Origin of the sequence: Catenulispora sp. EB89 (genome assembly GCF_041261445.1) — a bacterium.
GTDB lineage: Bacteria > Actinomycetota > Actinomycetes > Streptomycetales > Catenulisporaceae > Catenulispora.
Genome location: NZ_JBGCCU010000012.1, coordinates 183310 through 195759, shown reverse-complemented (window position 1 = coordinate 195759; position 12450 = coordinate 183310). Strand labels below are relative to the sequence as shown.

Below are 12450 nucleotides of genomic sequence, written 5' to 3'. Positions count from 1 at the left end.
GGAGGTGAACGTATGCCCAGTACAGAGGACCCCGTGTCCGAGACAGAGGACCGCACCGACGCCGGGGACGGGCCGTCCTCCGCAGAAGAACGATCAACGTTTGCCGTCCGTCTGGACAAGCTGTTCCGGACGGTCCGCCCGCAGGGCCGGCAGTGGACCAACGCGGAGGTCGCCGAGGAGCTCAAGGAGCGGGTGCCGAACCTGAAAGTTGGCGCGGTGTACCTCTCGCAGTTGCGCACCGGCAAGCGGAGCAACCCCTCGCACGAGCTACTGTCGGCGCTCGCGGGGTTCTTCGGCGTGTCCGTCGCCTACTTCTTCGACGAGAAGCTGGCGGACTCGGTGCAGGCCGAACTCGCCGCGGTGGAGGCCATGAAGCACGCGGGAGTCCGCAGCGTGGCGATGCGCGCCGCCGGGATGAGGGAGGACACCCTGCAAGCCATCACCGCGATCATGGACCAGTACCGCCAGATGCAGGGCCTGCCGCCCATCGGCGACGGCGAAAAGAAATGAAGCCGCCGGCGGGGCCGGACACGGCCGAAGGCGATCGCCGCAAACAACTGCGCCGGCTGCGGGGGCGCTGCGAGCGCCGGATCCGCGACCTCGACCTGCCCACTCCCTGCGACGTGGCCACCTTGTGCCACACGCTCGAGGACAAGCGGAACCGCCCGATAGCGCTGGTCCCGCTGGCGATACCGGCGGCGTACCCGTGCGGGTTGTGGGTCGCCGGCGTGGTGGAAGACCTGATCTTCTACGACACCAACACGACCAGCGCCCACCAGGACCACATCATCCTGCACGAGCTCGGCCACATCATCTGCGGCCACCACGGACTGGGCCTGCCGGACGACACCAGCTCCCGGCTGCTCTTCCCCAACCTCGACCCGGCGATCGTGCGCGACATGCTGATGCGCACCACCTACGACGACGTCCAGGAGCAGGAGGCCGAGGTCGTCGCGCACCTGCTCGCCGAGCACGTCGACACCTCGCTGCGGCCCGCCGACCCGGAGTCCGGGACCGAGGAGAGCGTCATCGGACGCATCGAGCGAACCCTGCTGTAGGGCCTCTCTCGAAGCCCTACAGCACGTTCTGACCACCTCCCCAGCGGGCCCGCGCGGCCCCCCGCGTCAGCCGCCGAGGCCGGACAGCTCCTCGGCCAGGACGTCCACCGCGTACCGGACTTCCTCGCTGTGGTGCTCGCTGGTCATGAAGAACCGCAAACGGGACAACTTCTCCTCCACCGCCGGGTGCAGAATCGGGTCGACGACGATGCCGCGCTCGAACAGCCGGCTCGCAAGCCTCAACGTTTTTGCGGAATCTCCGATGATGCACGGCACGACCGGAGTGGCCCGGCTGGACCCGATGTTCACGTTCGCGTCCTCGGCCAGTCGCCGGAACAGATCAGCGTTTTCATGCAGGGCCGCCAGACGCTCCGGTTCGCTCCGGATGAGCTGGACGGCGGCGAGCGCCGCGGCGGCGTTGGCCGGGGTGAGGCCGGCGCTGTAGACGAAGCCCGGCAGCGTGTACTTCAGCCAGTTGACCGTTCTCGCCGATCCGGCCAGGTACCCGCCGCAGCTGGCGAGCGACTTGGACAGGGTGCCCATCCACAGGTCGACGTCGGACCGGTCGACGTCGAAGTGGTCCCCGACCCCGCCTCCGCGCCGTCCCAGGACCCCGACGCTGTGCGCTTCGTCGACGAACAGCAGGGCGCCGTAGCGCTTCTTGAGCGCGATCAGGCCGGGGAGGTCGGCGATGTCGCCGTCCATGCTGTACGCGCCCTCGACCGCTATCAGGACCCTGCGGAAGTGGGATCTGGTCCGCCGCAGGATGTCGTCCAGCTGCTCGACGTCGTTGTGCGCGAACGGACGGCGCGTCGCGCCGGACAGGCGGCAGCCCTGCAGGATGCTGTCGTGCGCCAGCGCGTCGTGCACGATCAGGTCCTGCGGTCCGACGACGTGCCCGATGGCGGTGACGTTGGTGGCGTGCCCGCTCACCAGCGTGACGCAGTCCTCGGTGCCCAGCAGGCGGGACAGCTCCTGCTCCAGCTGCCGGGTCAGCGGCCGTTCGCCGGCCAGCACCCGGCTCGCCGAGACCGACGACCCGTACCGCTCCACGGCGGCGCGGACCGCTTCGGTCACCACCGGATGGCCGGACAGCCCCAGGTAGTTGTAGCTGCTGAACGAGATGTACTGCTTGTGCTCGATGGTCGTGGTGTTGCGGATGTTGCCTTCGTGGATGCGGAAGTAGGGGTTGGGAAGGCCCAGGCTCCGGATCTCGCGGACTCGCGCCTCGAACTGGTTCAGCTCGGCGAAGCCCTCGATGCCGGCGCTGTCCGGCTCCCAGGTGATCCGCGGCAGGGGTTCCTCGACGACCGGGCGAATCAGGGTGCTGCTCATCCCGGTCATCCCGATCACCGCCGGATCGGCCTCGATCAGGGCGGCGATCTCCGCGATGGTGACCTTCCCGACCAGTTCGTCCAGCATCTTGCGCAGCCCGGGGACGCGCTTCTTGATGCTGACGTCCAGTTCGCGGATCATCAGGGAGTCGAATCCGAGGTCTTCCACCAGCCCCATGTGGTCCTGGAGGTCGGAGACGGAGAACGCGCTGATCCGCGCGACCTCGTCGAGAACGAGCCCGAGGATGTCCGGGCCGGCCAGCGCCGTCGCCGGCGTCGCGTCGGACGCGGCATCAGCCACTGCGTCGGGCGCCGGTGCGGACACCGCGTCGGGAAAGCGCGAAGAAGCCGCCGCTGAGACCGACGCGATCTCGTCGATGCTCTGCTTGCTCTCGTCGACGATCCAGTAGTGCTTCGGGGCCAGAGGGCTCGGCGGAAGAGTGCACAGCGACCCGGCCGCGTCGGCGTCGCCACGCGGACCGTCGAGATCGGCCGGCACAGGACCGAAGAACACTCCCTCCTCCGGCCTGCTCGTCGCTTCCGTGCCGACAAGCGTCGCGGCCAGGGCCAGCTTCCTGCTCGCGTCCTGCGGGTCGTCGGCGACGACCGCCATCTGCTCCCCCAGCGGCGACCGCCGGGCCAGGGTCTGGGCCACTGCCGACAACGGCAGACAGTCCTCTGCGACAGCCTTGGCGACTTCCGCCATGTACCTGGCCAGACCCGCGCTGTCCCGGGCACTGAACACCAGCATCTCCGGCCGCGGAGCCGGCTGCGGAGCCACCGCCGCCGCCGACGTGTCCTGCTCGATGACGACGTGGACGTTCGTCCCGCCGAACCCGAACGCGCTCACCCCGGCCCGCAGCGGCCCCTCCGGCTCGACCCACTCGGTGAGCTTCTCCGGAACCGTCAGTCCGGCGGCTTCCAGGCCCAGGTTCTCGTCCGGCTGGACGTCGGGCTGGGGCACGATCTGCTTCTTGTGCACGCTCAGCACCGACTTGATCAGCCCGGCGATGCCCGCCGCGCCGAGGGCGTGCCCCACCACCGCCTTCACGGCGCCGAAGTGGGCCACGCGCGAGGTGTCCTGCCGAAGCTCTCGCAGGGCACTGATCTCGACCCGGTCTCCGACGGAGGTCCCGGTTCCGTGGGCCTCCAGGTACCCGACGGACTCCATCGAGACCGCGGCGTCCTGATAAGCGCGCCGCAAAGCCAGCATCTGGCCCTCGGCCTGCGGAGTCATACCGCCCTCGACCAGGCCGTCGTTGGACAGTCCGACGCCGCGGATGACCGCGTAGATCCGGTCGCCGGCCGCCTGGGCGTCGGCCAGCGGCCGGAGCACCAGGATGCCGGCCCCTTCGCCGAGCACGAATCCGTCGGCCCGGGTGTCGAAGGGACGGCAGGTCCCCGACGGGGACAGCGCGCCGATCCGGCACAGCCCAATGAGCAGGTCGGGGACCAGGATGAGCTGCGCGGCCCCGGCCAGTGCGATCTTGCATCGGCCGTTGCGCAGCGCGAAGACCGCGTTGGCGATCGCCGCGAGCCCGCCGGAGCACGCCGACTCGATGGCGTAGCTCTCGCCGTGCAGACCGAGGGTCGAGCTGATCGACGTCGGCCCCATGTTCATCAGCAGCCCGGACAGAGCCGTGCCGTGGAGTCCCTCGACCGCCGCGCCGGCGGCCGTCCAGCCCGGGTCCGACGACGCCGACCCGAACTCGCCGCGGGCGATCTGCCGCAGCCGGAGGTTGATCGTGCTGAGCTCGCGGTAGCCGCTCTCACCGAGCCCCACGATCACCGAGGTGTTCTCGCGGTCGAATCCCGAGCTCTCCCAGCCCGCGTCCTGGATCGCCTCCCGGGCCAGGTCGACCAGCAGGCGGTGCTGCGGGTCCAGGGCCCGCGCGCGGCGCGGCGGGATCTTGTAGTGCTTGGCGTCGAACATGCCGACGTCGGCCACCGACGCCAGCCGGTCGACGTACGCGGTGTGCGTGTCCCGTCGATCGTCGCTGAGGAACGAGTCGTGGACCCACCTCGCCCGCGGGATCGGGGCGAACTGGGGCTCGGGGTCCTTGAGCAGGTTCCAGTATTCGTTGACGTTGTCAGCTCCCGGAAAACGACAGCTCATCCCCACGATGGCGATGTCGTCCCGGTTCGGCGCATGGTCCAGCGATAGCATGATGTTCCCCTCCCTGCGAAACCTGCTCGAAGGGCAGTGGCGTCTGCCCGGAGCAGCGGCGATTGTTCACTCACGACAGACGTGGCGGATCCGAGGACCGGGGGTGTCGCCCCGGCCGCCGGTCAGCCGGCCGTCGGAAGGCCGACGCGCTGCCGCCACCAGGCGGCAGTGGTCTGGATCTGGTCGTCGAGTGGAGTCGGTCCCTCCCCGAACCTCGCGCTGTACGCGCTCGAATCCACGACGAACGGCCGGTCGAACTGATAGCGCACCTCCCGCAGCTCCCGCAGCAGAGGTGACGTGATGGAGCCGGCGCGCAGAACTGCGGCCGGCACCGACCGCACCGGCGGCGCGGTCACCCCGGCTTGCGCGGCGAGCTTCCCGATCATCGATCGGGCGGACAGCGCCGGTGCGGTCGGGACGTGCCAGGCGCGCCCCCACGCCTGCTCCTCCCGCGCCAGGCGTGCCAGGGTCCGGGCGACGTCCGGCAGGTAGGTCCAGCTGTGCGCGGCATCCGGGTTTCCCATGACCCGGATGGTCTTGCCCTGCAACAGCTGCGGCATGACCCGGCCCGCGAGGTGACCGCCGTCGGTCACCCCCGGACCGAAGAAGTCCGAGGGCCGGGCCTCGGTCATCCGGACCCGCCCTCGCTGGTGGGCCTCCCAGGCCTGGCTCCACACCGCCGCGCGGGTCCGGCTCTTCGGGCCGGTCGCCGCGAGCGGAAGGTCTTCGGTCAAAGCCCCGTCGACCGGTCCGTAGGCGTAGAGATTGCTGAGGATCACCAGCACCGCGCCCGAGGCCTCGGCCGCGGCGAGCACCGACGAGGCCAGCGCCGGCCATTCCTGCGGCCAGCGGTGGTACGGAGGGCACGCGCAGTTGATGACGGCCGTGGCCCCGGCGGCCGCCGCGGTGAGCGCGGCGGTGTCGGTCGCGTCCAGCCTGACGTGCTCGATCCCGGGCCGGGGCGGCTGGTCCGAGCGGCTGACCGCCCGGACCCGGTGGCCCTGGGCGGCCAGGTGCTCAGCCGTGGCCGCCCCGGCCGGCCCGGTGCCGACCACGAGGTGGAAACTCATAGCTCAACTCTCACTGTTCTCCAGCGCGCGGCCCTGAGGCAGACCTTTCCAGGACCCCCGTGCCGCGTCGAAGCTGGGCAGTTTCGCGTAGGCCGAGGAGACCTTCGCCAGCCAGGACACTTCGTCGGCCAGGGTCACGGCGTCCCGCTCCTCGAATCCGGGCCGGCGGCGCTCGGAGTCCGGGACGTGTCCGTCGCGCTTGGCGCGTATCGCGTCCCTGATCCGGACCGCCTCGGCGAGCGCCTGGTCGTTGTTCGGGCGCGGTGCGGCGCCGTTCGCGGCTGCGGCCCCGGCATCGACGTCGCTGTCGCTGTCGATGTCGGGCTGCTCGGCGACGTCCATGTACGGACGCAGGGCCCGCCATCCGTCTCTGATCTCCACCACCCGCCGGTGCAGCCGGTAGTGCAGGTTGGAGACCCCGGAGTTGCGGGGTTCCAGAACGATTTCCGGCGACTCCTGGCACACCGCGTTCCACAGGGGATACAGCGCCCGGTAGGACAGGATGTTCTCGATCCACTGCCCGAGGTCCGACACGCGGGGTCCCCAGGACGGCATAGTCAGGCCGATCGACACCACGATGATGCCCAGACCGCTGAACGCCGCGGGCACGATCTTCAACCCATTGACGTTGGCGCCCGCCGCCGCACCGACCATGTTCACGGTTCGCGTCGCGCAATACATGAACAACAGAACCGAGCCCACGGTGAGGAACCGCAAAGCCCTGCGCAACCAGATCTTGTCTGTCAACTTCGCGTAGGACAGGCAGGCCCGGAAGATCGTCACACAGGGGATCGTCTGCGAGACGATGAACACGATCAGGTATGCGAGCAGGAGAAGATCTTTACTGCCGGTGGTCAATGCCGCCGCCGGCTTGTGCGGGGCACCTGAGACGAAGAACAGCAGAACCAGGAGCACTTCGGTCCCGAAGCCGAAGAACACCCAGTTCCGGATTCCGCTCCGGATCGCGGGCAATGGTTCGGCCCACTGGAGCAGCAGGATCTCGGCCGCCACACAGTAGGCGACGGCGGCCAGGTGCATGACGAGAATCGCCGAGTTGCCCACGCCGAGCAGGGTCGGCGAGTCCGTGGCCACGGCCCCCATGGTGAAGGTGAGGCACTGGAGGAAGAGCGTGGCCATCAGGGTCCGGTAGACGGCGTCGCGCCATCCCCGGCGTGCGTGACTTGCTTTGTACAGGAAGGCGGCGTACGAACACACCGCCGTGATCAAGAACAGAGCCATCCTGGAACTGAACACAGCGCCCCCTAGTGACTTTCGCCCGATCGAGATGTTCAGTTATTCGGTTGTCAGTCGGTGTCGCCCGCCGGCACAGTCAGCCCGATGTGCTCGGCGGTCACCGCGATCGCGTAGTCGAAGAACGCGCCCTGGTCCCGGACGCTGTCGTGAGTCCGGCTGAAGACCTCGAAGACCAGCAGGCCGATGAGGTTGCTCCACAGGACGATGCCGCGCTCCAGCAGGTCGGAGTAGGGCTCCGGCGGCAGGCCGCCGAACACCTCGACCGCCTCCTGCCGGATCAGCGGCGGCCCCGGGACCGGGCGGCGCGGCGGCTCCAGCGCGCCTTCCTCCAGGGCGGCGCGCACGATGCCGGCCAGCACGGCCGGAGTGCGCGCGGCCGGCGGCACCGTCTCCGGCGGCGCGTCGTAGCCGTCGACCGGAGAGCCGTAGATCAACGCGAACTCGACCGGATTCGTGATCGACCACTGACGCAGCCCCCGCGCCGCGGCCAGCAGCCGCCCTCCGGGACCCGCCTGGCGTTCGCGGGCGGCGAGATCGGCTTCTTCCATCGCGGTGGCGGACGCGTCGTAGGCATCGATGATCAGTGCGGTGAGCAGATCATGAGGATGTGCGAAAGTGATCCGATCCGGCGCCACGTCGAGTTCTTCGGCCACGGCGACAATTGACAGACCGTTCGCACCGAGTTTGGCGAGCAGCCGCCGGGCCGCTTCCTTAACGATTTCCTCAGGAACTGCTTGTGACTGACTGATGTTCATTTCGGACGCGTTCACGATGAGTGAGTCTTCCAGCACCGACGGCACCGCGGCAAGGACTCCAAGCGAAAATCTCGTGACTTTGCGTTGTCATCGGCGTTCTGGTTCATACCTGATGATGTGTCACCAGAGCGAACGGACCAAGGCCCCTACGGGAATCTACTAGGTCGCCATATACGCGATGGAACGGACTTCCTCCAGGTCGGGGAGTCACATATGCGGACCCTTGGATCGGCAATGCCCGCCCGACAATTTCCCCGCGACCTGGAACCGAGGCCGGGATGCCCGCAAATGTCGGATTCGCGTCCCGGCCTCGGCAGTCCACTATGCGGAAGAAGTTGTCAAGAATTCACAGAACTGTCTGTCAAGTCCCGGACACCGCCGGGAGCCGTGACGGCCCCGCCGGCCGGCGGTTCGATCGCCAGATGCGGCATCCGGCGGTCCAGCCACTTCGGCAGCCACCAGTTGGCCGCGCCGCACAGATACATCACCGACGGCACAAGCACCGTCCGCACGATGAAGGCGTCCAGGGCCACCGCGGCGGCCAGGCCCACGCCGAACTCGGCGACGTCGCGCTGGCTGGTCAGGGAGAACGCGGCGAACACCGCGATCATGATCAGCGCCGCCGCGGTGATCACCCGCGCGGTGTGGGTCAGACCGGCGATCACCGCCCGGGTGTTGTCCCGGGAGTGCGACCACTCCTCGGCCATCCTGCTGACCAGGAACACCTGGTAGTCCATCGACAGGCCGAACAGCACCGCCAGCACGATCTCCGGCATGTATCCCATGATCGGGCTGGCCGCGCCCTGGCCGAACAGCCGGGTGCCCCAGCCCCACTGGAAGTACGCGGTGAGGACGCCGAACGAGGCCGCCGCGGCCAGCAGGTTCAGCAGCGCCGTCAGGGTCGGGATCAGCAGGCTGCGGAAGGCCACCAGCAGCAGCAGGAAGCTCAGGCCCACCACGGTGACCAGCAGCAGCGGCAGCTTGGCGTTCGTCATCGCCGCGAAGTCGTCGTTCGAGGCCGTCACGCCTCCCACGTAGACCTTCAGCGCGGTGCCGTCCGCGTACTCCGGCACCACTGAGTCCCGCAGATGGTTGATCAGATCAGAGGTCCCCTGGGCCTGCGGCGCGGTCTTGGGCAGGACCTGAGCCACCTCGATCGCCGAGCCTCCGGCGGCCGGCGCGGGCGGGGCGGGAGGCGCCTGCACGGCGGCGACCCCCGGCACGGTGGCCAGCGCGGTGTCGAGCCGGTCCAGCGCGGCCTGGTCGGCCGGGGAGTGGACCTCGGAGACCAGGAACAGCGGGCCGTTGAAGCCCGGCCCGAAGCCGTCCGCGAGCATCTCGTAGGACTTATAGGAGGTGCTGGACGTGGCGTCGTTAGACGCGTCCACGAAGCCCAGCTTCAGGTGCAGCACCGGAGAGGCGATCAGCAGCATGGCCGCGAGCCCGACGGTAGCGAGCACCGGGGCGAAGCGCGGCACGGCCTGCGCCCAGCGTGCCCAGGCGCCCTGTCCGCTCTCCGCGCGGCCCTGCTCGCCGGCCAGGAGCGCACGGCGCCGGCGGCGACCCAGCACCCGCAGACCGAACACCCCGAACAGGGCCGGCAGCAGCGTCAGGGACGCGATCACGGTGCACACCACGGTCATCGCCGCCGGGACGGCGAGCCCGTTGATGAACCCCACGCCGATGGTGAGCAGGCCGAGCAGGGCGATGCACACCGTGCCGCCGGCGAACAGGACCGCGCGGCCGGTGGAGTTCAGCGCCTCCACCGTCGAGCGCTCCGGGTCCAGCCCGGACTCCAGACCGCGGCGGTGCCGGGTCAGGATGAACAGCGCGTAGTCGATGCCGACGCCGAGGCCGATCAGCGCGCCGAGGACCGGCGCGACGCCGTTCACGGCCATGACGTGGCTCAGCGGGCTGACCAGCAGCATGCCGCTGCCGACGCCGGCCACCGCGGTGACGATCGGCAGCGCCGTGGCCAGCAGCGATCCGAAGACCACGAACAGGATGACGGCGGCCGCGGCGATCCCGATCGCCGAGGAGGTGGACGACGGCGGCGTCTGGACGCTCTCGATCGCGGCGCCGCCGAGCTCGACCGCCAGGCCCGGCTCGCGGGCCGCGGTGGCCGTGGAGATCACCTGCTTGACGTCGTCGTGGTTCAGCGTGTCGGCCTGCTGGGTGAAGTTCACCGTGGCGTACGCGGTGCGCTTGTCCGAGCTGAGCTGGACTTCGCCGCCGGGGCTGTAGGGGCCGGCGACCGAGGCCACTTCAGGCAGGTGCGACACCTGGGTGAGCATCGCCGAGATCCGCTGCTGGATCGCCGGCTCGGTGACGCTGTGGCCGGGACCCACCTGCCAGACGATCTGGTCGGCGTCGCCGGCCTGCGCCGCACCCGAGCGCTGCAGCAGCTCCTGGGCCGTGTTCGAGCCCGTGCCCGGCAGCACGAGGGAGTTGTCGGTCTTGTTCTTCACCACCCCCGACATCACCCCCAGGCCGACGAGCAGCGCCACCCAGACGGTGATCACGACGAAACGGTGTTGATAACACCAGCGTGCGAGGGCAGACATTGGTCAACCAATCCTTAGTTCTGCTTGCCGTAGAGGTGCAGGGCGATCGGAGTGCAGGCGAAGAAGACGACAGCGGTGGCGATCAGCGACCACGCGACGGCGCCGGTGCTGCTGGCCCCGCCGGCGCCGTTCATCAGGTCCCGGGCCGCGGTGGCGATGTGGCTCAGCGGGTTGACGTTGACGAAGTCCCGGAGCCAGTGCGGCATGGTGCCGGGCGAGACGAAGATGTTGCTGGCGAACGACAACGGGATCAGCACGGCGTTGGCGATGCTGATGACGACCGCCGCGTCCCGCACGAGCAGGGCGACCACCGCCCACAGCACGGACAGCGCGATCCCGAAGGCGACGACCACGGCCACCGCGGCCAGCACGCCCGGCGCGCCGCCGTGCGGGCGGTAGCCCATGGCCAGGCCGAGGACGATCACGATGGCCGAGGCGAACAGGTAGCGGAACGCGTCGCTGAGCAGGCCGCCGAGCACGAAGGCACCACGCCAGATCGGCAGGCCGCGGAAGCGGTCGAAGGCGCCGTTGTGCATGTCCTGGGCCAGGCGCGCGCCGCCGTACATGGTGACGATGGCGATGCTCATGGTCAGGACGCCGGGCAGCAGGGTCTTGAGGTAGTCGCCGGTCGAACCGCTGATCGCGCCGCCGAACAGGTAGGTGAACAGCACGGTGAACAGGATCGGGATGGCGGCGGAGTCGACCAGCTGCTTGGGGTCGTGCTTGATCTTGAGCAGGGCCCGGCTGCCGAAGGTCGCCGAGGCGGTCACCGGGCCGGCTCGGCGGCCGCGCTTGCCGGAGGCGAGGAGGGCGTCAATGCGGTCGGTCTTGACCTCGGCGGGGGTGGGGGCCGGGCCGGCTCCGGGGCCGGGGACGGTGGTGGTGCTCACGCGTTCACGTCCTCACGGTTGGCGGGGGTCGCGGGTGCGGCCGGCCCGGCCGGGGGAACCGGGCCGGCCGCGGGGGTGGGGGCGGTAGTCAGGTCGGTGGCCGGGCTGGCGCCCGGAGCAGTGGCCGAGTTGGTGGCCGCGCCGGCATCCGAGCCGGTAGCCGAGTCGGTGGCCGAGCCGGCGCCCGGAGCAGTGGCCGAGTCGGTGGCCGAGTCAGCGGTCGAGTCGGTGGCCGAATCAGTGGCCGAATCAGTCGCCAAATCAGTGGCCGGGCCGGTAGCCGAGCCGGTAACCGGGCCGGTAGCCGAATCAGCGGTCGAGCCGGTGGCCGAATCAGCGGCCGAGTCGGTGCCCGGGCCGTCGGGGTGGCCGGTGGTGTGGCCGGTCAGCGTGAGGAAGACTTCGTCGAGGCTCGGCTGGCCGAGCGCGAAGTCCGCGACCGCGACCCCGGCCTCGGCGAGCCGGACCAGCGCCTGCCCGACCAGCCGGTTGGCGTCGGTGGGGTCGGCCGGCGTGCCCAGCAGGGTGGACAGGGCCAGCGGGTCGGCTTCGAGGTGGACCGCCGCGCCCAGCGCCCGGGTCAGGATCTTCTGCGCCAGCGCGCGCTGGCCGCCGTCCAGGAGCCGCAGGTGCAGCGCGCCGGAGCCGACGCGCGCCTTGAGCTGCGTCGCCGTGCCCTGGGCCACGATCCGGCCCTGGTCGATGATCGCGATCTGCTCGGCGAGCTGGTCGGCTTCCTCAAGGTACTGAGTCGTCAGCAGGACCGTGGTCCCGGCGGCGGCGATCCGGCGGACCAGCTCCCAGACCTGGTTGCGGCTGCGCGGGTCCAGCCCGGTGGTGGGCTCGTCGAGGAACAGCAGGTCGGGCGTGACGATCAGGCTCGCGGCGATGTCGAGCCGGCGGCGCATCCCGCCGGAGTAGCCGCGCACCGGGCGGCCGGCCGCCGCGGTCAGGTCGAACGCGTCCAGCAGGTCGTCGGCCCGCGCTCGGCCGGCGGCCCGGGACAGGCCCTGGAGCCGGCCGAGGATCAGCAGGTTCTCGGACCCGGTCAGGTCCTCGTCCAGCGAGGCGAACTGGCCGGTGACCGAGATGCGGGCCCGGATGGCGTCGGCCTCGGTGGCCACGTCGTGGCCCAGAACCCGGGCGCTGCCGCCGGTCGGGCGGGTCAGGGTGGCGAGGATGCGGATCGTGGTGGTCTTGCCGGCCCCGTTGGGACCGAGGAAGCCGAACACCTGGCCCGCGGGGATCGCGAGATCGATGCCGTCCAGCGCGCGCTTCTCGCCGTAGGCCTTGACCAGGCCACGCATCTCGATCGCCGGACGACCCTCGTCAGCGTTCTTCGTTGGCATGCTGCCAGC

Annotated in this window: 8 protein-coding genes and 1 pseudogene; 2 read left to right on the top strand and 7 right to left on the bottom strand. The window is 70.1% G+C overall.

What is annotated here, in order from left to right:
• Window positions 1-33 precede the first annotated feature (33 nt).
• Window positions 34-510: a helix-turn-helix domain-containing protein gene (locus ABH920_RS25340; protein WP_370351613.1), complete on the top strand. Its 477-nt coding sequence runs from the start codon at window positions 34-36 to the stop codon at window positions 508-510.
• Entirely contained in the window at window positions 507-1058 is a 552-nt protein-coding gene (locus tag ABH920_RS25335; protein WP_370351612.1) for a toxin, read from the top strand. Before ABH920_RS25340 ends, ABH920_RS25335 begins: the two co-directional genes overlap by 4 nt.
• Before the next feature lie 66 nt (window positions 1059-1124).
• Here ABH920_RS25335 and ABH920_RS25330 read toward each other — a convergent pair whose 3' ends face one another.
• The 7 genes and pseudogenes from ABH920_RS25330 to ABH920_RS25300 form a co-directional block, all read right to left on the bottom strand.
• Window positions 1125-4559, bottom strand: coding sequence for an aminotransferase class I/II-fold pyridoxal phosphate-dependent enzyme (locus ABH920_RS25330; RefSeq protein WP_370351611.1), 3435 nt, complete (start codon window positions 4557-4559; stop codon window positions 1125-1127).
• Between the two features lie 122 nt (window positions 4560-4681).
• Complete coding sequence (locus ABH920_RS25325; RefSeq protein ID WP_370351610.1) at window positions 4682-5629, bottom strand: NAD-dependent epimerase/dehydratase family protein; 948 nt, start codon at window positions 5627-5629, stop codon at window positions 4682-4684.
• A gap of 3 nt (window positions 5630-5632) precedes the next feature.
• The gene (locus ABH920_RS25320) at window positions 5633-6868 is read right to left on the bottom strand and encodes an MAB_1171c family putative transporter (protein WP_370351609.1); all 1236 of its coding nucleotides are present in this window, start codon (window positions 6866-6868) and stop codon (window positions 5633-5635) included.
• A gap of 65 nt (window positions 6869-6933) precedes the next feature.
• Window positions 6934-7536: a TetR-like C-terminal domain-containing protein gene (locus tag ABH920_RS25315; protein WP_370351608.1), complete on the bottom strand. Its 603-nt coding sequence runs from the start codon at window positions 7534-7536 to the stop codon at window positions 6934-6936.
• A gap of 440 nt (window positions 7537-7976) precedes the next feature.
• Complete coding sequence (locus ABH920_RS25310; RefSeq protein ID WP_370351607.1) at window positions 7977-10160, bottom strand: MMPL family transporter; 2184 nt, start codon at window positions 10158-10160, stop codon at window positions 7977-7979.
• A 56-nt stretch (window positions 10161-10216) separates the two neighbouring features.
• Window positions 10217-11092, bottom strand: a complete 876-nt coding sequence (locus ABH920_RS25305; protein ID WP_370351606.1) for an ABC transporter permease — start codon at window positions 11090-11092, stop codon at window positions 10217-10219.
• A gap of 311 nt (window positions 11093-11403) precedes the next feature.
• Window positions 11404-12441, bottom strand: a pseudogene (locus ABH920_RS25300) (ATP-binding cassette domain-containing protein); the annotation flags it as partial.
• Between the last annotated feature and the right edge of the window lie 9 nt (window positions 12442-12450).